Source organism: Aquimarina rubra, from assembly GCF_042684305.1.
In the GTDB taxonomy this organism is placed as follows: Bacteria; Bacteroidota; Bacteroidia; order Flavobacteriales; family Flavobacteriaceae; genus Aquimarina; species Aquimarina rubra.
Genome location: NZ_JBHULE010000019.1, coordinates 1,076,977 through 1,101,260 on the forward strand (window position 1 = coordinate 1,076,977; position 24,284 = coordinate 1,101,260).

General features: G+C 34.7%; 23 protein-coding genes. 17 read left to right on the plus strand and 6 right to left on the minus strand.

Translation table 11 applies throughout. From position 1 onward, the window contains the following. The first annotated feature begins 53 nt into the window (after positions 1-53). From hemA to ACFSR1_RS13360, 9 genes are all read left to right on the plus strand, one after another. Positions 54-1,304, plus strand: a complete 1,251-nt coding sequence (gene hemA / locus ACFSR1_RS13320; RefSeq protein ID WP_378293266.1) for a glutamyl-tRNA reductase — start codon at positions 54-56, stop codon at positions 1,302-1,304. Continuing rightward, on the plus strand, positions 1,304-2,218 hold the full coding sequence (hemC, locus tag ACFSR1_RS13325; RefSeq protein ID WP_378293268.1) for a hydroxymethylbilane synthase: 915 nt from the start codon (positions 1,304-1,306) through the stop codon (positions 2,216-2,218). The genes hemA and hemC overlap by 1 nt, the downstream gene beginning before the upstream one ends. 125 nt (positions 2,219-2,343) lie before the next feature. Continuing rightward, positions 2,344-3,456: a DUF559 domain-containing protein gene (locus ACFSR1_RS13330; RefSeq protein WP_378293270.1), complete on the plus strand. Its 1,113-nt coding sequence runs from the start codon at positions 2,344-2,346 to the stop codon at positions 3,454-3,456. Beyond that, positions 3,453-4,478, plus strand: coding sequence for a uroporphyrinogen decarboxylase (hemE, locus tag ACFSR1_RS13335; protein ID WP_378293272.1), 1,026 nt, complete (start codon positions 3,453-3,455; stop codon positions 4,476-4,478). Before ACFSR1_RS13330 ends, hemE begins: the two co-directional genes overlap by 4 nt. 2 nt (positions 4,479-4,480) lie before the next feature. Continuing rightward, complete coding sequence (locus ACFSR1_RS13340; RefSeq protein WP_378293274.1) at positions 4,481-4,978, plus strand: DUF6973 domain-containing protein; 498 nt, start codon at positions 4,481-4,483, stop codon at positions 4,976-4,978. A 72-nt stretch (positions 4,979-5,050) separates the two neighbouring features. Then, positions 5,051-5,851 carry an EI24 domain-containing protein gene (locus tag ACFSR1_RS13345; RefSeq protein WP_378293276.1) on the plus strand — a complete coding sequence of 267 codons (801 nt, stop codon included), beginning with the start codon at positions 5,051-5,053 and terminating at the stop codon, positions 5,849-5,851. A 2-nt stretch (positions 5,852-5,853) separates the two neighbouring features. Next, positions 5,854-6,756 (plus strand): oxygen-dependent coproporphyrinogen oxidase, encoded by a 903-nt coding sequence (hemF, locus tag ACFSR1_RS13350; protein WP_378293278.1) that lies wholly within the window; start codon positions 5,854-5,856, stop codon positions 6,754-6,756. A 162-nt stretch (positions 6,757-6,918) separates the two neighbouring features. Next, complete coding sequence (locus tag ACFSR1_RS13355; RefSeq protein ID WP_378293280.1) at positions 6,919-7,533, plus strand: hypothetical protein; 615 nt, start codon at positions 6,919-6,921, stop codon at positions 7,531-7,533. Between the two features lie 285 nt (positions 7,534-7,818). Continuing rightward, the gene (locus tag ACFSR1_RS13360; protein ID WP_378293282.1) at positions 7,819-8,217 is read left to right on the plus strand and encodes a hypothetical protein; all 399 of its coding nucleotides are present in this window, start codon (positions 7,819-7,821) and stop codon (positions 8,215-8,217) included. 19 nt (positions 8,218-8,236) lie between these two features. Here the strand turns inward: ACFSR1_RS13360 and ACFSR1_RS13365 are convergent, their stop codons facing one another. From ACFSR1_RS13365 to ACFSR1_RS13390, 6 genes are all read right to left on the minus strand, one after another. Continuing rightward, positions 8,237-8,752, minus strand: a complete 516-nt coding sequence (locus ACFSR1_RS13365; RefSeq protein WP_378293283.1) for a GNAT family N-acetyltransferase — start codon at positions 8,750-8,752, stop codon at positions 8,237-8,239. 21 nt (positions 8,753-8,773) lie between these two features. Then, positions 8,774-10,276 carry a carboxypeptidase-like regulatory domain-containing protein gene (locus tag ACFSR1_RS13370; RefSeq protein WP_378293285.1) on the minus strand — a complete coding sequence of 501 codons (1,503 nt, stop codon included), beginning with the start codon at positions 10,274-10,276 and terminating at the stop codon, positions 8,774-8,776. Positions 10,277-10,541: 265 nt separating this feature from the next. Beyond that, positions 10,542-12,050 carry a carboxypeptidase-like regulatory domain-containing protein gene (locus ACFSR1_RS13375; protein WP_378293287.1) on the minus strand — a complete coding sequence of 503 codons (1,509 nt, stop codon included), beginning with the start codon at positions 12,048-12,050 and terminating at the stop codon, positions 10,542-10,544. Between the two features lie 821 nt (positions 12,051-12,871). Next, positions 12,872-13,150: a hypothetical protein gene (locus ACFSR1_RS13380; protein WP_378293289.1), complete on the minus strand. Its 279-nt coding sequence runs from the start codon at positions 13,148-13,150 to the stop codon at positions 12,872-12,874. Between the two features lie 57 nt (positions 13,151-13,207). Beyond that, complete coding sequence (locus tag ACFSR1_RS13385; RefSeq protein ID WP_378293291.1) at positions 13,208-14,863, minus strand: S8 family serine peptidase; 1,656 nt, start codon at positions 14,861-14,863, stop codon at positions 13,208-13,210. A gap of 157 nt (positions 14,864-15,020) precedes the next feature. Continuing rightward, positions 15,021-16,775, minus strand: a complete 1,755-nt coding sequence (locus ACFSR1_RS13390; protein WP_378293293.1) for a helix-turn-helix domain-containing protein — start codon at positions 16,773-16,775, stop codon at positions 15,021-15,023. A gap of 221 nt (positions 16,776-16,996) precedes the next feature. On the opposite strand from ACFSR1_RS13390, the gene ACFSR1_RS13395 reads away from it, so the two are divergent. From ACFSR1_RS13395 to ACFSR1_RS13430, 8 genes are all read left to right on the plus strand, one after another. After that, complete coding sequence (locus ACFSR1_RS13395) at positions 16,997-17,482, plus strand: hypothetical protein (RefSeq protein ID WP_378293295.1); 486 nt, start codon at positions 16,997-16,999, stop codon at positions 17,480-17,482. Between the two features lie 641 nt (positions 17,483-18,123). Then, positions 18,124-18,915, plus strand: a complete 792-nt coding sequence (locus ACFSR1_RS13400) for a CPBP family intramembrane glutamic endopeptidase (protein WP_378293297.1) — start codon at positions 18,124-18,126, stop codon at positions 18,913-18,915. Between the two features lie 310 nt (positions 18,916-19,225). Then, positions 19,226-19,792, plus strand: a complete 567-nt coding sequence (locus tag ACFSR1_RS13405; RefSeq protein ID WP_378293299.1) for an RNA polymerase sigma factor — start codon at positions 19,226-19,228, stop codon at positions 19,790-19,792. A gap of 515 nt (positions 19,793-20,307) precedes the next feature. Further along, a complete protein-coding gene (locus tag ACFSR1_RS13410; protein WP_378293301.1) occupies positions 20,308-22,296 on the plus strand; it encodes a hypothetical protein in 1,989 nt (662 codons plus the stop codon). Positions 22,297-22,314: 18 nt separating this feature from the next. Continuing rightward, positions 22,315-22,959 carry a hypothetical protein gene (locus ACFSR1_RS13415; RefSeq protein WP_378293303.1) on the plus strand — a complete coding sequence of 215 codons (645 nt, stop codon included), beginning with the start codon at positions 22,315-22,317 and terminating at the stop codon, positions 22,957-22,959. A gap of 5 nt (positions 22,960-22,964) precedes the next feature. Next, complete coding sequence (locus tag ACFSR1_RS13420) at positions 22,965-23,270, plus strand: hypothetical protein (RefSeq protein WP_378293305.1); 306 nt, start codon at positions 22,965-22,967, stop codon at positions 23,268-23,270. 8 nt (positions 23,271-23,278) lie between these two features. Beyond that, a complete protein-coding gene (locus ACFSR1_RS13425) occupies positions 23,279-23,671 on the plus strand; it encodes a hypothetical protein (protein ID WP_378293307.1) in 393 nt (130 codons plus the stop codon). An 89-nt stretch (positions 23,672-23,760) separates the two neighbouring features. Further along, positions 23,761-24,267 (plus strand): hypothetical protein, encoded by a 507-nt coding sequence (locus ACFSR1_RS13430; protein ID WP_378293309.1) that lies wholly within the window; start codon positions 23,761-23,763, stop codon positions 24,265-24,267. Positions 24,268-24,284: the final 17 nt, after the last annotated feature.

The following is a 24,284-nucleotide window of genomic DNA, read 5'->3' on the forward strand; positions in this document are numbered from 1 at the left end:
TTTTTTAAACCTGTTGTAGGATATTTTTGCTACGGAAAAATTGAGATAACCCAATGGAACCTCACCTACGTAAGAAAGGAGCGAATTTTTATACGATCGGTCTCAGCTATAAAAAAGCTGACGCTGAAATACGTGGTCATTTCAGTATAAATGAGGAAGCAAAAACTGCTATTCTGAAGCAAGCGAAAGAAGAAGGAATTGAAGGTCTTCTGGTCATGTCTACCTGCAACCGGACAGAATTATATGGTTTTGCACAACATCCATTTCAACTGATAAAACTTTTATGTGAACATACTCACGGAACTGTCGAGGAATTCGAAAAAGTAGCATATGTTCATAAAAACAGCAAAGCAGTTGCGCATTTGTTCAGAGTAGGGACAGGATTGGATAGTCAGATTTTAGGAGATTTTGAAATTATAGGACAAATAAAAGCTGGTTTTAGAGCCTCTAAGAAAATCCAAATGATCAATCCTTTTTTGGAACGATTGACCAATGCTGTGATTCAGGCAAGCAAAAGAATTAAAAATGAAACGGAAATCTCCAGCGGTGCCACATCGGTAAGTTTTGCTGCAGTGCAATATATCCTGGCGCGTGTACCTTATGTATCGGATAAAAACATATTACTTTTTGGTACAGGAAAAATTGGTAGAAATACTTGTGAGAATCTGGTAAAGCATACGAAGAATGATCATATCGTTTTAATTAACAGAACAAGGGATAAAGCAGAAAAGGTAGCTGGAAAATTTAACCTTGTAGTAAAGGATTTTAATAATCTTAAAGAAGAGGTGAATCACTCTGATGTGTTAATTGTGGCAACAGGAGCTCAAAAACCAACGATTACTAGAAACAGTATCAATACAGATAAGCCATTACTTATTTTGGATTTATCCATACCAAAAAATGTAGATACGAACGTTACAGAATTACCAAACGTAACTTTGGTACATATGGATGATTTATCCAAAATAACCGATGATACCTTACAGCGTCGCAGAGTGCATATTCCGCAAGCAGAAGCGATTATTGATGAGGTAAGATCAGAATTTGACAGTTGGATGGAAACCAGAAAATTTGCTCCAACGATCAAAGCTTTGAAAAACAAACTAACTTCTTTAAAAGACGCTGAGATCAATCTGCAGCGCAAAAAAATAACTGATTTTAATGAGGAACAGGCGACTATTATCAGTGATCGTATTATCCAGAAAATTACAAATCACTTCGCAAGTCATCTAAAAGATGAAAACACCGCCTCTGATGAAAGTATTGAATTGATTCAGAAAGTATTCCAAATACAGAATAAATAGTGGAAAGCAGAACAATTCGAATTGGTACCCGAGATAGTGAATTAGCACTTTGGCAGGCGCATACCGTACAGAATAAATTAGAAAACCTTGGACATACGACAACCTTAGTTCCGGTAAAATCTACCGGAGATATTGTTTTAGACAAACCATTGTATGAATTAGGAATTACAGGAATTTTTACCAAGACGTTGGATATAGCAATGATCAATAATGATATTGATATTGCCGTTCATTCTATGAAAGACGTTCCAACGGCATTGCCAAAAGGTATTGTTGAAGCAGCGGTTTTAGAACGTGCTAATACAAAGGATATACTCTTACACAAAGGGCTGGATTTTTTGGATGCAAAAGGAACTATAGCGACAGGAAGCTTAAGGAGACAAGCACAATGGCTACACAAATATCCAAATCACCAGGTAGTTGATTTAAGAGGAAATGTAAATACCAGAATGCAAAAGCTAAAGGATAGTGACTGGAACGGAGCTATTTTTGCTGCTGCTGGACTAGAACGAATAAACCTAAAACCAAAAGAGTATCTGGATCTTGATTGGATGGTTCCGGCTCCCGCGCAAGGTGCTATGCTAGTAGTTGCTAAGGAGAAAGATACGTATTGTCTGGAGGCACTTTCACACTTAGATCATGCAGATTCTAAAATATGTGTTCATATAGAAAGAGAATTTCTTAGAGAGTTAGAAGGAGGTTGTACAGCCCCAATTGGAGCGCTGGCAGAAATTGAAGGAGATCAAATTCATTTTACAGGAGTTTTGTTCAGTTTGGATGGAAAAGATAAAATTGAGGTAAGCAAAACAATCAAACTAGAGGACAATAAGAACTTCGGTATACATTGTGCACAAGAGGTTTTAAATAACGGAGGCAAAAAATTAATGAAGAAGATTAAAGCAAGTTTGAAATAAATGACGTATTAATTCCTTCTTCCGCCTAAAGCGGAGAGAAGGCTAGGATGAGTGTTACAGACAATGAAAAACCCCTCACCCTAACCCTCTCCCAAAGGAGAGGGAACACTCACTTCTGGTAAGAAATGAATATAAAAACTAAAATATCAAGATTACTTCGTCAAGAGCAAACCAAGGCTGAAGAAAAACTTTGGAAATATCTAAGGGATAGAAGATATAATGGTTTAAAATTCAGAAGACAACATCCTATTAAAAATTACATTGTTGATTTCATAAATATTGAAAATCAAATAATAATCGAGTTGGATGGTAAATACAATAATGACATCCTCCAAAAGGAAAAAGATGAGTTAAGAGATATACATCTTGAAACATTAGGATATAAGGTTTTGAGATTTGAGAATAAAATAGTTTTTAAGAATCCAGAGTTAATTTTTAATAGTATCAAAAAGAATATCAAAAGTTCTGAATCGCTCCCTCTCCCTCAGGGAGAGGGCTGGGGTGAGGGAAATGCTAAAAGTCACCCTCATCCTAACCTTCTCCCTCAAGGGAGAAGGGACTTCACTGTTCTATCCACAAAAAAACTCTCTACAGCTCAAAAAGAGCTGCTACTAAATTCAGGAATCGGATTTGTAGAATATAATGCAATTGAGATCGAATTACTACCTGTTAATTTTAGCCAAAACATACAGAATGCAATTTTTACCAGTAAGAATGCCGTACGAGCTGTTTTTAATGAAAATTCAAAATCGCTCCCTCTCCTGTGGGAGAGGGCTGGGGTGAGGGCTTGTTGTGTAGGTGAAAACACCAAAAAGCTTTTGGAAGAAAATGGACTAAAAGTGGTAGAAACTGCTCAAAATGCTTCGGATTTAGGTGAAATTATCTCAAAAAACTATAAAAATGAACAATTTTTCTTTTTTTGTGGAAATTTACGTAGAGATGAATTGCCATCGATTTTAAAAGAAAATAACATTCAATTCGAAGAGGTGATAGTGTATAAAACACATCAGAAGCCTAAGAAATTTGATCGCACCTTTGACGGAATATTCTTTTTCAGTCCGTCTGGAATATATAGCTATACATCTGATAATATAATAGGAGAAAGTGTAGCTTTTTGTATTGGAAATACTACAGCTTCTGAAGCTAAAAAATATACAAACAACATCATTGTTGCTAATAAACCAACCGTAGAGAATGTAATTGTTCAGGCGGTAAAATACTTTGACAAACGAATATGATACAAAACGATTTATTTCTAAGAGCACTAAAAGGGGAAACGGTTGATCGTCCGCCAGTATGGATGATGCGTCAGGCAGGAAGATACTTGCCGGAATTTATGGCGTTAAAGAAAAAGTATGACTTCTTTACCCGATGTAGAACACCAGAATTGGCTTCAGAAATTACGGTACAACCCATCGATATTATTGGTCCTGATGCAGCCATATTATTCAGTGATATTTTGGTAATTCCACAAGCTATGAATATAGAAGTAGAGATGAAGGATGGAGTAGGGCCTTGGTTGCCAAATCCTGTTCGCTCTCAGGCAGATGTGGATCAGGTTGTTGTTCCGGATATCGATGAAGAATTAGGATATGTGATGGATGCTATTAAGATGACCAAGGAAAAACTGGATAACAGAGTTCCACTAATTGGTTTTGCCGGATCACCGTGGACCATATTATGTTATGCTGTGCAAGGACAAGGTTCTAAGAATTTTGATAAAGCTAAAGGTTTTTGTTTTACGCAACCTGAAGCTGCACATCAACTATTACAGAAGATTACTGATACTACCATTGCTTACCTAAAGAAAAAAGTAGCTACCGGAGTCAATGCAGTACAGGTATTTGATAGCTGGGGCGGAATGCTTTCTCCAGTAGATTATCAAGAATTCTCCTGGAAATACATCCAACAGATTGTAGACGCACTAAAAGACGAAACAGAAGTGATTGTGTTTGGTAAAGGATGTTGGTTTGCACTGAATGAAATGGCAAATTCAGGAGCTGCAGCTTTAGGAGTAGATTGGACCTGTTCTGCCAGAAACGCCAGATATCTTACCGGAGGAAATATCACATTACAGGGTAACTTTGATCCGTCTAGACTGCTGTCGCCTCCATCGGATATCAAAAAGATGGTAAAACAAATGATTGATGAATTCGGTAAAGATCGATATATCGCTAATTTGGGACACGGAATTTTACCTAACATTCCTGTAGAAAATGCAAGAGCTTTTGTGGATGCTGTAAAGGAATATAAGGTGTAACGATGAAAATCCGTGACCTGATAAGAAGGTTTAATTTCTGGCAGCTATTTAAAATAGCAGGAATAGCTATCCAAAAACCGTTATTTATTATCCCAACACTAAAAGCTACAAAAAAAACAATGATCATCTGTGATGCTTTGTATGGAAATTCACATCATCACCATGGTAAAGCAAATGCATTTAGACATGCACTATGGAACGTATTGATTTGTCAAAAGACTTTTTCACAGTCTAAAAGTGAAGATAAATCCATTGTTTGGGCTCAAAAAATTACTGATTTACACGAAAAATTAGCGCCTAATAAAGCCATTGAAGAAGCTATGGATTTACACAATAATAGGTTGGGAAGAGCATATTTTTCAAAATTAAAAAACACTTCAGAAGAAGAAACTATTTCCTTTCTTAAAGAAAAAACGAAGACTGCTAAATTGATAAGTGAATTAGAAGAAATAGACAGCTTTTATAACGATTTGGTGTATCTTTCTGATGAAATTTATTAGTACATTGACATTAATTTTGAAACGAATTTCCTAAAAACACTACTTATAAGGAGTTAACCAATTCATAAGAGTATGATCAAGAACATCATTAATGGTATCAAAGCGTATTTTGGAGGTTTTGCTTTAATCTCTAAATTAGGATTGTGGAAGTACTTTTCGATCCCGATTCTTATTAGTTTTCTTACAGGAATCCTGTTTATGACATCTGCCTGGTTTTTATCAGATCCTTTAGGGAGCTTTATTGCCAAGGCTTGGGTTTGGGATTGGGGATCAGAAACATTTGCTGTTATTAGTAAAGGTTTTGGTATTCTATTGATACTTGCAATAGGATTAGTGTTGTATAAACATATCGTTATGGCATTGTCAGCCCCATTTATGAGCCCGGTTTCAGAGAAGGTAGAGGCGCATCTTTTAGGAGACCACCATCGTGGGCATCAACATCGAAACACGTCTTTTAGAGAACAATTGATGCGCGGTATCCGTATCAATGTCAGAAACTTGTTTCGAGAATTACTATTCATTATTCCTTTGCTAATTCTTAGTTTAATCCCTGTAATAGGAATTTTTGCAACCATATTGATTTTTGCAATACAAGCATATTACATAGGTTTCGGTAATATGGATTATACGATGGAACGACATTTTAAGTATAAAGAAAGCATTCAATTTGTTCGGAAACATCGTGGAACAGCAATTGGTAATGGTATTGTATTTATGTTGATGCTGTTAATTCCTATTATTGGATTTATAATAGTACTACCAATTTCTGTAGTAGCCGCATCCACAGAGAGCGTTAAGATATTGGATAAAGAAGGATTAATCGCAGTAAAAGGCTCTGATGAGGTTTTGGAAACCTTAAAGGAAAACACATAAACATGAAAGAAAAGTTTTACCAATATATACAGGATTTACAAGATACAATTGCATCTGGTCTGGAAGCGATTGATGGTCAGGCAAAATTCAAAGAAGATATCTGGAAACGCCCAGAAGGAGGTGGAGGTCGCACACGAGTGATAGAAAATGGAGCTGTTTTTGCAAAAGGTGGTGTGAATATCTCAGGAGTTCATGGCAAACTACCCAAAGCAATGCAGAGCTATTTTAAGGTTGGTGATGTAGATTTTTTTGCTTGCGGATTGTCTTTGGTATTACACCCAAAAAACCCAATGGTTCCAACGGTTCACGCAAATTGGAGATATTTTGAGATGTATGACAGTGATGGTGCTATTGTAGATAGCTGGTTTGGTGGAGGACAAGATCTTACTCCGTATTATTTGTTCGATGAAGATGCTGAACACTTTCATCAGGTGTGTAAAACAGCTTGTGATAAACACAACGAGGGTTTTTATCCTTTATATAAGAAAAAGTGTGATGAATATTTCTATAATGCGCATCGAGGGGAAGGTCGTGGAGTAGGAGGTCTGTTTTTTGATTATTGTAAGAAATCTGAGACGATGACCATGCAGCACTGGTATGATTTTGTAACCGAAGTGGGAGATAGTTTCTTACAGGCCTATGTACCTATTGTAGAAAGAAGAAAAAACCTTAGTTATACAGACGAGCAAAAGGATTGGCAGGAAATTCGTCGGGGACGATATGTAGAATTTAATCTGGTACATGATAAAGGAACCTTATTCGGACTAAAAACAAACGGAAGAATAGAGAGTATTTTGATGAGCTTACCACCACAAGTACAGTGGCGATATGATCATCATCCGGAACCGGGCACTGAAGAAGCACGGTTACTAAAAATATTAAAGGATCCGATTGAGTGGGTGTAATCCTACTAAAAAAGACATTAAAAACGGTAATTTTAGAATTAACAATCGTTAAAGTGCATAAAAATTAGGATAAAGTGTTGATCGTATGTTTTTTTTTATTAACTTGCGCACACTTATGGGGCTTATTGAATAAATTTTTAACCAATTAACACCCAGAACCCTATGAAAAAAATTCTACTATTGTTAACTGTAATCCTTTTGAGTGGATGTCAATACTTCACCACACCAGGAAAACAGAAATCTAAATTCTCAGGTTTTTCAAAGAATACAATTGAATTTCGTAAAAACACTATTATGCTTACGAAAGGATATGAAAAGACTAGTCCTGAAGAATTTAAAGTAAGGTTAGATTCACTAACCGATAGCCCAAAATTTAAAAAGATTGCGTTAGAAGAATTGAAAAAAATTGAAGACAAAAATGTCGATTTTCAGTTATTCGTTGATGAAAGAAACGTAGAAAACTATGTATTCATTTACGCTACCGATTATTTCCAATTAGATGAACACAGAGCAGCAACAGTAGTGGAAGCATTGAGCAGACAGCTTAAAGACGAAGCACTTAGTCAGGAAGTTCGTTATAAAAGAATACACGGAAGATTTTTCTTTACTCCAACTTCTAAAATCGTGAAGTTAAAATACCTAAAAGGGTATAAACTGGAGAAGAAGTATCAGGCAGAATATATCGTTGCTTCCAGAACAGGAGGTATTGGACTGCTTATCAGTAATCTTGAAAATGTAGATTTCGAAAATTCTATTAAGAGATTAGCTGCTAAATAATATCATAATAATACCAATTAGGTTAATTGGGTTTTCTTATAAAATTGTAAAAGGTATTGGTTCTTTAATCAGTACCTTTTTTGTATTATTATATCTTGAGTTCGATTATGAATGTATGAAATTTAAAAAGCGTTAATTCGAGTATCCGCCCGAGGCGGATAGCTTGCCCGCCTGCCATCCGACAGGTAGGCAGGTTTTCGATACAAAATTCTTAACAGAATTTCACTCAAACTGACTCATTTCAGATTAATCTAACTTAGGTTATTATATTTATACAGTAAAGCAATGAAGAGAATTTTAATTTTTTTAGTTTGTATTAGTGTAGCGGGTTGTGCCCGCACTGTAGAACCTACCACAGAGAACATCAATAAAATATTTGCTTCTCAGGATTTTACTTTCGAGTTTCATCAGCTGGGAGAAACGACAAAATCGATTAGTTTTAGAGAAGATTATTTGGTGTATAAAAGTGATCAACCTACAATAAGACGCGTAATCACATATGATGAAGTGTTGCTTATTAATAACTTTATACATAAGATCGTTTATCTAGATCAAAAGGATCATGATATAACATCCTCTTCTTATTATGTCATTAAGAATACGGCTTATAAAACGACTATTGTCCCGGAGCAGGAAGATTTTTATTTCGAAGTTTTACTAAAAACCCTGAAACTGATAGAATGATCATCTGTTATAGGTGTGTTTATAACGTTTTTAGCATGACATGGTTTTCATAGCTATTCACCTCCATTTGAAAAAAAGCATTGCCAATACACTCAAATTGTTGTTTCTTATAAAAAGAAATAGCTCTTTTATTTTTAATATATACCCAAAGCCAAAGTTCTTTATATCCTTTATCTGTTAATTCTTTCTCCACTTCATTAAGCAATCCATAGCCGATTCCTTTTCCAAAAAACCAGTCCAACACATACAATTTACCAAGTTCCGGGGCCGTAACACTTGGTATGGGGCATGGGCTATTGTATACAATTTCTGCGACTCCTACAGGATTATCTTTGTGGTAGGCGACTATAACTGTGTCCTGCTCTTCTATGGTTTTTTCAATAGCTTCTACAGAAAATTTGTTAGTTACAAAATTGGCAAATTCGTGAGTAATTCCTTGTGTGGCATATGTTTTCATATATACCTGCTTATAAAGAATAGAGAGTCTTAAGGCATCTTCTTTTTTGGCTTTTCTAAACGTAATCGTAGAATTCATTTGGTTTCTAAAGAAAATAGTCTACTCTTCTTCTATATCTTCCTCAATAGCCTTAAACTGTTTGATGGCAGTATTAGGTTCTATAATATTATAGCCTTTCCAGAAATCCGGATTATACTTTGACAAGTAGGTAGATTGTACATTTTTATTTTCTTTACTACTATTATATTCGGCTTCGGTGATATTCTTAGCATCAAAAACAATGACTTCGTACTTGTTTTTTGCATAGCTGATAATGTCCAGATTAAGGGATAATTGGTTTTGTTTGTTTCTTCCTTTTACGAATTTATTTTTCTCAATGATGCTCAAAGGTCGATCCACTCCAAATTTGTTTTCGGTAACTTTTTCGATAAACTTCACACCATATTTACCATCTGCACCTTTCTGAAAAATGGTAGTACCACTATATCCATTTTCTTCGAAGCTTACGCCCAGCAGATTAAAGCTACGCAGACGTTTTACATTCTTATAGTCTACCCGTATTACTGCAAAATCCTCTGTATTTACATATAAAGTACCTTTAAAATCACCTCTTCTTTTTGGGGTAAATTTGATCACATATACACCTACATCATCCAGTATCGTATAGTCTACACGCTCAAAATCATATCTTCCGGAATTTTTAATCACATTTAACTTGGTGTCTGACTGATAAAATGTTTCATTAAAAAGATTCTTTAGATTCATTTTTCTGGATTTGAAGAAGAAATTTTCCTTTGGGTTTTCAATTCCATCGGCAATATCTTTTGCATCCTGATTAGCTTTAAGGATAGAATCCACCTGTACTTTTTGGCTGAAGAGCCCTGATCTTATTTTTAGATAAGAATTGGGCTTTACGTTATCCTTAAAGATTTTTTCCATCTTTTTAAATACCCCTTCTATAGATCCGTTGTTGTTTTTATCATACAATCGGGCACCTTTAATTACGTTTAGTTTTTGCTTGTCTGTATCTCCGTAAAAGTCACATAAAGCTTCTGCATAAAAAACCGAGTTCTTGGGGATAACTCTGGATATGCTATCTACCAATTTCTCATCGATCTCTTCGATGGTAGATTTCTTAAACTCGATATCCATTTTCTTAATAAAATTGGTGTTGGTTTCCCTAAAAAATAACCTGCTTTTGGCCAGACTAGATCGATAGTTGTCCTCCATCTTATCATCGACATTGTCGATAATGTCGTCGATATCTAGATTTTTATTAGAGATAAAAACACTTTTCAGTTCTATGGCTTTGGGTTGGATGTAGATAATACTATCGGTAATATTTTGTACTGAAACCCCAACTTTCTCATAACCCATGGAGGAAATGTATATGGAATCTATTTGGGTTTGTATTTCGTCTAGTGTAATACTAAAACTACCTTCTTCATTAGTTACTACCCCTTGATTTTCTCCAATCTGTATGGTGGCATAAGGTATAGGTTGATTGGTCTTTTTGTCCACAACCCTGGAACTAATTTTTTGGGCACTTACAGAGAAGGAAATCACCCATACACTAAGGGTTAGTAATATAATCTTATTCATTTTCATAGTATCAGTAGATTCGTAAAATTACGGATAAAAGTGTGGTTTCCGATATATGTATTACATAGTTACAACGAAAAAGTATACAATTATGGTAATATATTCTTAAAAATAAGACGAGCTAACCACCGATTTATAAAAGTGTATAGTGTGAATTCTTTTGATTAGATGAATAAAAACATTTGAGTTTCCTATCCTCGGGGAGAGGATTAAGGTGAAGGGACTTATGTATGCGGATTAGAGAGGTAACCCTCTAATTTTATACCTAAGACTCTCCTTCAACAGCAGTAAACTGTCTGATCGCTGTATTAGGTTCTATGATGTTATATCCTTTCCAAAATTCTGGGTCGTATTTGGACAAGTATATAGGTTCGATGGATTTATTTTCTTTACTATTCTCATATTCACTTTCTGTGATGGGTTGAGAATCAAAAACTACTACTTCGTACTTACTGATTTCACCGGCTCCGATATCCAACCCTAAAGAGAGTTCATTTTGCTTTCGTCTTCCTTTTACAAACTTATTCTTCTCGATGATTTTTAGCGGACGATCAATCCCAAAGACATTTCCTCTGGTTTTCTCTATATATCGCACACTGTATTTACCATCAGCACCTTTAGAAAAAATCGTTTTGCCTTTATACATCGTATCGTGAAAACTAATACCTAGCAGCCCAAAATTCTGTAGGTTTTTTACATTTTCATAATCCACTCTCATAACGGCAAAATCCTGAGTATTAACATATAGTGTCCCTTTAAAATCAGCTCTTCTTTTTGGTTTAAAATCGATGATGTATACGCTGCTATCATCCATAATGGTATAATCTACCAGCTCAAAATCATATCTGCCGGATTTGTCAATAAAATTGAGTTTAGAATCTTCCTGAAAGAACATACTGGACAGCAAATCTTGTATAGCAGACTTTCTGTACGTATAAAAGTAGTTTTCTTTGTTTTTATCCTGATCTTCCATTTCCTTTTTCACTTCTGCTGCTTCAGGATTATTTTGTATAATAGAATCCACCTGTATCTTAAACCCGGGAATCCAACCCGATTTGATTTTAAGATAAGAGTTCTGTTTTACATTCTTTTTCAGGATGTTTTCTAATCGCTCTGATAAAGAATTCATAGAACCATCGTTGCTTTTATCATACAATTCTGCTCCTTTGATAATGTCCAGTTTTTGCTTGTCAAAATTCCCGTAGAGATCACATAATGTTTCTGTATAGTATGATGATTTTCTTGGGATAATAGAGATTACACTATCGATAAATTCCTTGTCAAATTCTTCGATCGTAGATTTCTTTAGTTTTACGTTGATCTTGCTGATGTCGCTGAAGTCTGATTCTCTGATAAATAGTTTTTTATGAGATAATGTATTGCTATAGTTTTGATCTACATTTTCTTTTACACGATCCATGATCTCATCGATCGTAAGGTTTTTATTAGATATAAATACACTACTTAGTTCTACTGTCTTTGGATCGATATAAATAATACTATCCAATGCCGAATTTAGGGAAATCCCAACGGTGGAGTATCCCATAGAAGAGATATAGATAGAATCTGTTGGAGTTATGTTTTTATGCAGGGTAAAACTAAATTTTCCTTCTTCATTAGTGATCACTCCTCCGTTTTTTGCATACTGAATCGTAGCATAAGGGATGGGTTCGTTGGTTTTTTTATCTACAACGGTAGAAGTAATGGTTTGTGCAGATAGCGAAAGGCCTGATAAAAAAGTGAAGGTGGTAAGAGTAATTTTTTTGAAATTCATGTGTGATGATTTTGTTTTTTGATCTGTCTAATATGGACAGGTTGATGAATGACTCTAATTCGTCTTGTTTAGGTTTTAGTATTCTTTTATATAGACGTTCATAGAGCTATAATAGTTGCCTGCCTTATTAAATTTATATATGAAGAAGACGGCTGGGGAAAAGAATTGTTACAACAAGGGTGTGGAAAAGTTGGGCAGAGGTGAGGTTGTGAGGGCTGTACTTCGGCCGGCTCAGCAACCGTTCCCGAAGTCCGAAGTCCGAAGTCTGAAGTCCGAAGTCTGAATCGATTGTTGTAGTCAGAAGTCGTCACATCGAGACATCCAATAAAAATTTTATTGAGTGTGTATACTGACGTTCTAAAGCAGCGCTTTAAAAATCTTTTTTCACTAGCATAAGATTTATTTTGCGTTAAAAAATCTTGAAGCCTTGGAAAGATTTTAGCAAAACAAATCTGGTTTTGTCGAAGACAAAAATGCCTTGAAAAAAGCGCCTTTTCTTTTGTTTCGTTTTCTTTGGGCGAGCAAAGAAAATGAAAAAAAGTTAAATCAAAGATCTAGGTATTAATCTGAAAAACAATGCATTACAAACTACGTCAATGATAGTGCATGAGGTACGAGCGTGTATCGAGATGGAGACCGTGTGAATACTGAATATCAAATACTAAATATAAAATGTAAAAGTATGAAGTAGTAGATGAGAGGTTAGTATCCAATGACTGCGAATCCGAGGGCTGTACTTTGGCAGGCTCAGCAACCGTTCTCGAAGCCAGAAGCAGAAGCACGTGCGGCAATAGCGTGTATCGAGATGGAGATGGTTTTACTTAGTGCTGCATCATTTGATAAACATAAATTCCCACCGTAACCAATATAGCCGCCACTATGACAGCTATTTTACCTCTGATGGTGTTATTCTTATAGGACTCTCTATTTTCTTTTTTAGACCAATATAGGATCAAAAATAAGACAGACCCCACGGCACAACCTATGGCAATATATAATTTGGTTTGTTGGTCAAATAAAGAAGTTCTATTTACAAAAAGCACGCAAATCAAAAAAAGTACAAAGGGTAGGAGCTGGATATTTTTTTTAATTATTTCCATATACTATTATGTTGGTTGAAGAGAAGTGTTTTTTAATAATTCATTAAGCTACTTGTTTTAATCCTTCTGTTTAGATAGTTGTTCTGCCATCAATAAAGCATTATATGCATTCACCACTTTACCGGATTTAGAAAGATCAGAAAAAGGAACTAGTTTTTTGGTTCCGTCTTCTTGTTTGATTTCTACCTCTGCATCATAAGAAGTACCGGAGTCCATCAGGATTTGTTTTACTTGTTTGGCAGAAAGTGTGGGATAATAAGCGCGAAGCAAGCCAGCTATTCCAGATACTACCGGAGAAGCTAATGAAGTCCCACGACTATTGGTATATTTATCGATTCCATATTCTGTAGTGTACATTTTAACTCCGGGCGCAAAAATATCCACGTGCTTTTTACCATAATTAGAAAAACTTGCCCGTAACTGTTGAAGGTTCCAGGTACTGGCTCCAACTACTATAAAATTGTTCGCAAATTCTTTTTCATTAGTGTCATAATCGTTGAGATAGTATTTATGCAGATCATTATCCGAATTGTTATTACCTCCGGCTGTGATTAAGAGTACATCTTTGTCAGCCGCATATTTAATGGCACGATTAACCCATTCTTCATTCTGGGAAAGGGTTTTACCCCAGCTCATATTGATCACTTTGGCACCATTATCCACTGCATAACGTATTGCTAAGGCAACATCTTTGTCGTGTTCATCACCACTGGCAACCATAACGACTGGCATTATTTTGATGTAATCCGAAAAACCTTTTACTCCCAAACCATTGGATCGGTTTGCCGCTAACGTTCCTGCAACTACGGTAGCGTGCTGAAAAGGAACATCTCCATATACAATCGGACTTCCATATTTATTATCATTGATATCACTAGCGTCATCACCCATGACCGCTCTTTCATCGAAATCAGGATTAAGTGTAGTTTCCTGTTCTTGTTTTGAGTCTTTAATATAACTCTCCAGATTTTCTGGAGTGAGCTCATATGTAAAGGCATTCTTATATCTTATCAAAATACTTTGAGTAATAGAATCCTGTTTATATTGGTTTATCAAACTATCCAATTCATTTATATTAAATTCTTTTTGTGGGGCAATACTATCCAGAATTTCTTTACCTCTAACAACTCCTTTTTTCCATCCTGATAAATTTTTGACACTCTTTTTATTATTTAAGATATCTTTTTGCCACTTTTGATATGCTATGGTATATAATTTATATGCTTTTTGTTGTTTTTTGGGAATCTCATTTATTCCCTTACCCTTAAAAAGAGAGTCATATTTTCTCACGATTCTTGTACTCTCCAAGTGTTCAAAAGCTATAAAATCCCCTTTGGTATTACTTAAAAAATCCCATCCGTTCACATCATCGATATAGCCATTTTTATCATCATCAATTCCGTTGTCTGGTATTTCGTCTGTATTTATCCAGATTTGATCTTTTAAATCTTCGTGATGGATATCTAGTTTTGTATCCAGAACTGCAACTATAATTTCTTGTCCCTTTTTGTTGCTTAGTAGTTCTCTATATGCTTTTTCTAGGCTCACCCCTGGTATAGTATCCTCATTAAAATCCTTGTGGTACCATGTTTTCAGTTGTTCTTCTGACAACGGTTTAGTAATACTTTTGCCGCTAATTTCATCGGTTTGTGCCGATAACTGATATTGATAAAAGAGTGCTACTAGTAATAGAAGAGTTGTGAGTTTATTCATGGTATATATTTCTTTTAATTTCTTTGTTTTTTTATATTGAATCTATTAATAAGTGTATTAAGGAAGGATAATGTTACCTTTTAATTTGATTTTTTAATAAATATAAAAGATACCTGTTATATATTAGCCAAAAGTATGGCAATGCGGGAAGGTTTCATTAATTGTTATTTAAATTATTTTTATCTAATTGTTTTATAAAATATGAGGGATATAACCCTATTTGTTTATGGAACGATCTGGAAAATGCTTCAGTCGTATTAAATCCTATTTCATTTGCAATTGCTTTCATTGTATATTTTCTAAACTTCGTATCTACTTTTAGTTTATCAACTACATAATTAATTCTAAGCTCATTGATATAGTTGCTAAAACTTTTTTCTCTATAGGTGTTAATTACTTTAGACAAGTAATTTGGATTGGTATTGAATTTTTTTGATAATCCATTAATTGTAACTTGTTTATTCAAGTAGTCTTCGTTAGTTTCAAAATTCTCAAGCATTTCTAAAATTTTATTGATCACTTTTTGCGAAATTCCTAGTGACTTCTGATGATCTTTAGTAGCTGCCTTAGAATCTTTTTTTTGTTCATCTAGTGAAGCTATTACCTTTTGGAAACGTTTTTGCAACTTCTTCTGTCGAATATAATAATAGAAAAGACCAAAGAGACTCATTATAAGTAAGATAGAAATAAGTATTATCCCTTTAGAGAAGGTCTTGTTTTTATTTTTTAAGTCATCAATTACTGTCTCTTTTTCCGCAATCAATTTAGGAGTATCGTATTCCTGATTAATCTTTTTGCTTAGGTATTTATAGTTTGTATTCAGAATACTATCTACACTAAGTAATTGTTCTATATAATATAATTGACTTTCTTTATCCTTATTTTGCTTAAAGTATCGTATAAGATGTTCATATGTTTCTCTTGCTTCTGGAATAATGTCGTGAATTTCATTGAACAAAGAATCAACCTGTTTAAAGTTATGAATAGCTTGTTCCTTATCACTTAGCTTTAGGGATATTTTGCCCATATAAAAATAAGTAACGATTTGGTTGGGTTTATTTAAATAATCTATGTTAGATAATACCCGTTCTATGCTATCTTTGGCTTTGTTATATCTTCCGATGTCAAAATCGTTTACTGCTTCGTTTAAAACAAAATGATAATATTTGTTTTGGTTTTTGGCAATGATAGATTCTTTTAAACCAATATTATTATAATAAGAGGCAGAGTCATACTTTTTTACTCGATTATATGTGTCTGATAATGAAAATAAATTGGTAAGATAATTAGCTGGATCAGTTTCTTTATAGTTTTCCTTTATTGCTTTTCTCCAAGATTTTTTAAAAATTTCTAAAGCCTCCTCATTTTGTCCTAATCTACTCTTCAATATTCCAATATTATGTTCAACAAGGAGATCCATTCTGGATTCTTTTTCAGTATATTTTTTTGCGTTAAGATAATTATTCAACGATTTTTGAAAATTTCTTTTTTCAAGATAATACTCTGCTTTGTTTGAATATCCTAAACTTAAATACCGAGAGTTATTAAACGTTGTTGCAATCTTAATTATACTATCAGAATAAGTTAGATATTCTTTTTTGTTAGAATTAAAATAAGATAAAAAAGAATACCCTTTCAGAATCTGTAGAGTGTCCTTTTCTTTTTTTGCTTTTGATATGACAGTGTATACATAAATTTCCGCTTTAGATGGAGCTTCTATATTTTTAGCAATATTACTTTCTAAGTATTTGAAGTCTTTGAGTTGTAACGAATCAGGAATAATATAGCTTTCTACCTGAGCAAAAACTTTATTAGGTATAAGATATAACAGCCAGAATAAGATGTATACAATTACGCGTATTAATAAATTACTAACTGAGTTGTTATAAATAGGGTTATTAATATAATTCAAAAGAGACTATTTTTTGGTATGCCTTAAATTAGTTAATTATTGTATTTTATATTGATCTGAATTCATGAGACATCACCTTGTTATTCATGAATCTAGACTACCTCCCCTTGCACTAACGCAATTCTCCCCCATATATTTGCTTCGAACAAAATGTAGTTCTTAAAATCTGATCAGTTACAAAACTACAGTAAAAATCAATACTAATTTTATAGAATTCCGTAATGGCATTAGAGAATTTAATAAGCGTAAGCTTTACAGAAGAAGAATTAACACAACTAGATGGGCATCTGTTAGGGATCAGACAAATCCTAAATGGTAAGACCGTAAACCTAACCCCGGATCAACGCCGACAATATGGGCGTATTGCCAATCAAAATAAACTGATCGTAGACAAAGCCAAAAACTATATGGAGCAACATCCTAACTGGATCCCTAGTTTTTTGGATAAGCAAGAATTTGATAGCGATTATATCGCCCGCCAACAAGTAGAGGGTCGTGTACAAATGTTGGAAAATCTCACCCAACAACTGGTAGATACCAAAACACTACTGGATCATGACAACTATACCAATGCACTTAGTTTTTATCGTATGAGTCGATATCTGGCCGGAGAAAACGAACCTGGAGCCAAAACAGTCTATGAGGATATGAAAGTACTGTTTAGCAAAGCGACTACGACGCCTGATAATGAGGATACGACCGCTTAGTACACTAATTACAAGAGATGAGTTAGTCAATATGTCTCATAGTATACCAATCACAAGTATCATACAAATAGTGGTTACCCCACCCAACAGCACTTCGAAGGATCAATAAACTATTTCGAAGGATTAAAATACTAGTTATAACCCCTGGAAATAGGGCTGATAACCTGTACATCGAGCCTTATAAGCCATCAAATAACGTTTATAAGGATCAAATTGATTCCTAGAAGTGCTTAGTATAGGGGTGATGAGTATTAAAATGATGCTTATAAATAGTAATGTAACAGATAGAAATACTATGAAAAGGGTTTAGGAGTCTAGATGCGTTGCATCGAGTGCATATCGAGATGAAGGAGTTTGGAGCACTACGACCAATAAGAAATAAAAAATCTAAAGATCGCAAGATCCAATAATCCAACAATCGAAAGATCAAAACAAATAACCCGTTGCGCAGCGGACAAGGTGGAAACCGAAAAGCCTTTTAAGAATAGAGTAGGTAGTTAAAACAATTTTTAATAATAATCATATGAACAAGTCATTTTATAAAATAGTAGCCACAGTATTAATAAGTAAATTACCTTTGAAAAAGCTTCAAAGCATTTACATCTCGATGATCGAGTGAATTTAGAAATCAGTACAAAAAAATGACCACATCCTTTAAGACCCTTTTTACAGTTTTATTGTCCGTATTAGTGATCAATACAATAGTTACTAATGTAACCTTACGGTCTGAACTTGGTTTAGAGCCGCAATTTATAATACTGAGTTTGTGGAAAATATTACTTATCGGTATGGTCATCGTTGCGATAAAGAAATGCAAGTTGGATACAGTCTTTGTGTATAAGAAGAATTTTTGGCCCGTTTTGTTGGGAAGCAGTATAATTATTCTATTGTCTTTTTATAATGTTAACAGAGCCTTGCTTTTTGATGGACAGGAAGTAAGCTTGAGTTTACAGCTATGGTATCTGTTTTCGGCCCTTAGTACAGGAGGTTTTGAAGAAGTTCTTTTCAGAGTTTTTGTATTTAATTCTTTGTACACTCTTTTCTCTAAACAGGAGATTAACATTAGATATTTACACAGTATTATATGGACATCCCTGTTGTTTGGAGGTGTTCATATGGTCAACTTATTAAAATCCGATTATGATCTTTTTTCGGTTATAAGTCAGATAATCATAGCATTTGGAATTGGAGTTTTGTTTCAGAGTCTATTGATTAAATATAAAAACATATTTGTTGTCATCACATTACATGGGCTCATTAACTACTTTGGGATGTATAGATTTTACTTATATACCAATACTGATGAGATAGTTCATAATACAGTTAATGATTATCTAAGTTCTCTTGTGTTGACCATTGTATTTGCTGCTAGCATTAGCGTAATAGGCTTTCTGCTGATAAGGAAGAATATATCTAAAGAAACATCCAAATGATTCAATAATCGAACATGTCTAATTATCTAAAGGTCTAAAAAGATCTAATTAACCCATAAAACTTTTTACTGCAATAAGAGATTTGCAGCCTTTATAGACGGTGTCTCAGGATACCGAAAGGGTACTTCTATGTCAATTTTTAAAGAAGAAAGTAGTCAGTAAGTATGGTAGCGGTGAGTCTTTGAGGATCACGAATCCGAGGACTTTACTTCGTCAGGCTCGGCATCCGTTCTCGTAGCTTATGCGGGTTGATGCTCTCGAAACCCAATCCAGTAATCGAATAATCTAAATAAAGTAAGGAAAACAACCCATGAACTCAACAAAAAATCAACAAATCATAGACGGAATCATCGCTGGGGATAGTGCGGTTCTAAAAGCATTTTATAAAAAAAACCTGCCGCCGGTAAGAAAGTTAATTCTTCAATATCAGGGCACAACAGAAGATGTAGAAGATGTGTTTCAGGAAGCGTTGGTAGTACTGTATCACAAACTACGGGCAGGTGATCTGGAATTTCAGCAATCATTGCATTCCTATTTTATAGGTATCTGCAAAAATATGTGGAGAGCACAATTTCGTAAAAAACAAATGTTGGCATATGACGATTTCGTACTGCATAAAATAACAGACCCTTCGGCAACGGTAACGGATAAGATGATCCATAAACAGCAGCAGGAGGTGTACCATAAACATTTTACCAGACTTGGTGATACAAGTAAACAGATACTGGCAATGTTTTTTGAAGGGAAAAGCATGCGGGATATTGCCACCAGTACCGGTTATACCGAAGGATATACCCGAAAAAAGAAATGTATCATTAAAGAAAGGTTACTAAACATGGTACAAAGCGATCCATTATATGCAGAGTTAGTTTGCTAATTAGTAATGAGTACAAAGTATGAAGTATTAAGTACGAGGTGAGATAGTGAGGACTTTATTTATCAAAGCCTCAAGTCGTCACATCGAGTGCGTAAGGTACGAGCGTGTATCGAGATGGAGACCGTATGAATATTGAATATCAAATACTAAATATAAAATGTAAAAGTATGAAGTATTAAGTAAGTGGTGAGTTTGTGAGTGGGTTTGTCCGTGAATTTGTGAATCTCTTAGAGCTGTACTTTGGCAGGCTCGGCATCCGTTCTCTTAGCTTATGCGGGTTGAGGCTCTCGAAACCCAATCCAGTAATCCAATAATCTAAAATTTCTTTAATCTAGAAGGTAACATATTACTCAACAAAGACACAATACTATAGAAAACAGAAATAAAAAAAACAATAATCGAAAGATTTAAACAAAAACCCGTTGCGCAGCGTACAAGGTGGAAACCGAAAAGCCTTTAAGAATAGAGTAGGTAACGAAGAAATTAACAATTAAAAAAGTAAATAAAAGTTAACAATGAAAAATTATAAAACAAAAATTCAGAGTGGAGTTTTTCTCCTCTTTCTTTTGATTGGCATTAGTAGTTGTCAAAAGGAAGAACTAGAAAATTTGACAGAGAATAATGAATTAACCAGAAAAGAAGTTGCTATAAGTACAGTAGCAGCAAAAGATGTTCCTGTTTTACAAGATTTTGTAGCTACCAAAATGGGAAATCTTCCACAAAAATCATCTGAAGGGACTACCATGGTTGATAGTCCTTTTGGACTCATACCCTTAGAGGAGATAACTGAAGTCATAAATCTTGATGGCAACATTAATTATACATTTAAGATATATCCAAAGAACCCCAAAAAACATAGTTTTTATAATCTAATTGTACAGCCATCTATGGATGGAGGAGAGCCAATCTCTTTTGTTCTGGAATATACGATGGATAAGGATTTTGAAAAAGACTACTTTTTTAATAAGAAGGGGCTAGATGAATATGTAGGAACTATTAAGAAGTACACGGTAGATGCTTTTATAAATACAGATATCAATAAACAAAGTGTGCCTTGTCCGTGTGCTGTAGCTAATGTAAGTCCTGGAGGAAATACTTTGGGAGGTGTTGGTGGATCTGGAGGCGGTGTCGGATCAGATGATAACCCACCAGATGGTTCGGGGCAAGGAGATGATTATATACCGAGAGATGGAGATGGTAGCGAAGGTGGTGCAAATTCTGGAGGTTCTTCTGGCGGTGGCGGTAGTTGCAGTATTCATATTATAACGGATTGCCACGAAAATTGGCCTCCATATAGACCTTGTCCTATCGTTGGGATTATTACAACCTGTACAGATAGTAAATCTTCTGCTAAGAGTGAAGAAGATTGCCCAATAGACCCAGAAGGGGAATGTCCTGATAATAGTGGGTATTATGGAGTAAATGATATCGAATTGACTCAGTTTCTAGAAATAGGAATTCCAGAACGTTTTGTTTTATCATTTGATGCTAATCAGAACTTGATTGATGATATAGGGCATTTTCTGTATTCTTATGATGGTAATGATACTAATTTGGCAATTGCTAAGGAATTATCTAAGCAATTAGGTATAGCTTTTGCAAGGGGAGAGCTTAATAAAGAATTCACCAAAGCTTTTTTTCAAAATGAGTATACTCCTGAGGTGATGGTAGAAATGACCAAGGCGATTAAAGTGTTTAATCAAGATGCAGCTATATCCACACTAAATACGGTAACCGCCAATCAGTTCTTTGTGAATCTTACGGGAGTTAATTTATCTCTAAAAGGAGGTGATTTTTCTGAGTATGCTCAAGCTTGGCTACCATCTAATTTGGACCCTGATGATGTATTAGGATTATCAGATTGGTTGATCATATCCGGACAAGCGCTACGGGTTAAAGATTTGGCACTGGGATATCCATTGGCAAATGAAGAAACAAGAATTGAAATTTTAAACAAAATAGGGGAACGTTCTGCCACTGTAGCATTAGCTGCCCCTTTAAAATCTATAGTAGGTGAGTACTGGCCCCAATCTGACGAAGAATGGAAAGCAATTGGAGAAATAGCAGCTCCCTTATTACTAGAAGTGGGGCTAGCTGCCATACCGGGCTCTGACATCATTGAAGTAGTAAGAGGTATTGCTAATGACGATTACTGGCAAGTTGCAGCTGCCATTGCAGGATTAACGGTAGATCTTTTTGGTGCTACTGTTGTAAAAGTAATTGCTAAATTTGGCAAAGCTGTTTACAAAGCATTTAAAATCGTTAGAGCGGTTGGTGATTTTCTCACAGAAGTTGGCCAGGTGATTGCTCGAGGGTTTGAAATTGTATACGAAAATGCTGCGGCAGTACTTAAAGATGCTTCCGGTAGGATATTAGCACAAGGGGATGATTTGGTGCAATCCTTTCTAAAAACCAGTGGCAAACTCGAAAGTTTAGGATTAGACCCCACACTGCTTAATGATCCCGATATTATAAAAGCCTTCCAAAGAATAGATTGTAACTAACCCATTTAAATAAAAACAATGAAAAAATTAATCATATATATAGGACTGTTACTCATTACTCAGGTAACATTTAGTCAATGTCCTCTAAATCGTCTGGTAAACGAAATCAATACCAACACCCAACTTAAAAATGCAATTAAAAACAATCCGGATTTAATTGATAGTTGGAAGAAATTAGATGATCTGGGAGCAGATGATGTAATAAAAAACAACCCTGATGCATTAAAATATCTTTCCAATGGCAGATCAAATGAAATTTTATTAGAAGTCGAAGAGCTTCTAGGAGGACATTCTATGGAACGACATGGTGCACATTTAAGCTTATTGGAAATGGAACAAAGAGTTATGAATACCCATCCGACAATGCCCCAATCAAGATCTGCATTAAAATTTGACACGAATCAAATTCATATAGATGCTGTCAATCGTGCATTTAATCATCATAAAACAACAATTGAGTCGCATTTTCAATCATCTAATGATTACTTACAGTTAGATTACAATTTTGGTAGTAGAATAGGTGAAGGTTATACAAATATCGGCACTAGAAATAACCCAATATCATCACTTGTTAATTCAAATATAGTTAGATTAGCATTTAGAGCAGACAGCAATAGTCCGGGAGGATATATTTTGGACAGTTCTTACCCATTATTTAATTAGATAATATGAGTAAAACAAAGTTAAAGCTAAAGAATATTTTAGCAGAGCATTTTCGAGATCGTTTCTATGTTGAAGGAGTAAAAAGTTTAAGGAGGAGTCTACAGAAAGATGAAAATTCAAATGTATACTGGGAACCAATTGTAAGATCAATTGTTAATAAAGAATTAGATTCAGGAGAAGCATTGAACCTTATACATAATGATGCAAACTTGCCATTGGATGCTAATACCGATGAAGAAGCCTATAAATGGTTGTATCTAATGCTTATTAATTCGATGGGGTCTGAGGATTCAATAATTATAGAATATTGAATTTTTAGATGAAGTCCCTAAAAGTTAATTTTTACATAAGAGTTGAACCCAATGGATCTCAAGAACCATTAATTTCTATTCAACCTGAGACTTATAACATGTTAGCCCATATTGGAAGAGGTCATATGTATTCATCAGACGGCGTAAAAGGGGAATTAGAAAAAATCGGAAAAATCATTGAAGGAGAGATTGAATCCTATGCTTTTGGTGGTGATGATTGGTGTATTTTGGAAGTAAAAAAAGACAAAACAATGATCACTAATGGTTTTGATGAATTCGAACCTCTAGAAATCGATACCTCCCATATCGTAAAATTGATGGAGGACTGGTTGGAATTTTTACTGGATTATGAAAACGGAAATATTCCGGGAATAACTCATCCCAAAAATATACAAATTTAAAAACCAAGTTATATAACCAAGCCCATAACACATTGGGCTTGGTTTATCAAATTAGATTTTAACCGCATTAATTTTCAAAATTATACTATATGTTGACTAGACAATTAGCACTAATCCTGTTATTTCTTAATTTTTCTTGTGGACAAGTACAACCCACAAATGAAGAGATTGAAAAGGCCTTCCAAGAGGTCAATAACAAAACACTTTGGAAAGAGTTGGAAGAAAGGGTTTATAGCGATCAATATTATAGAGGTATGATGGGTGGATTGGATAGGGACAGTAAAAATTTTCAAAAACAAAAGGACTCTATATGGCAACTACAGTTAGCGGTCGATTATAAGAATACTAAACGAATGATAGATCTCACACATAGATATGGATATCTTGATCCTAATAGAACAGGTCGACCGATTCGGGTTTGGGTACTATTTCATCACGCACCCAAAGAATATCACCAAGAGATTAAGGCTCTAATCGAACGCGAATATCAAGCGAAACGAATGGATAGTATTGCATATCGAATGACCCTTTGGCATTTAAATGGACGAAAAGGCTTACCAGAAGGAACAGGATTGCAAATTATTGACAATCGATGATAGTTAAAATAAAAACC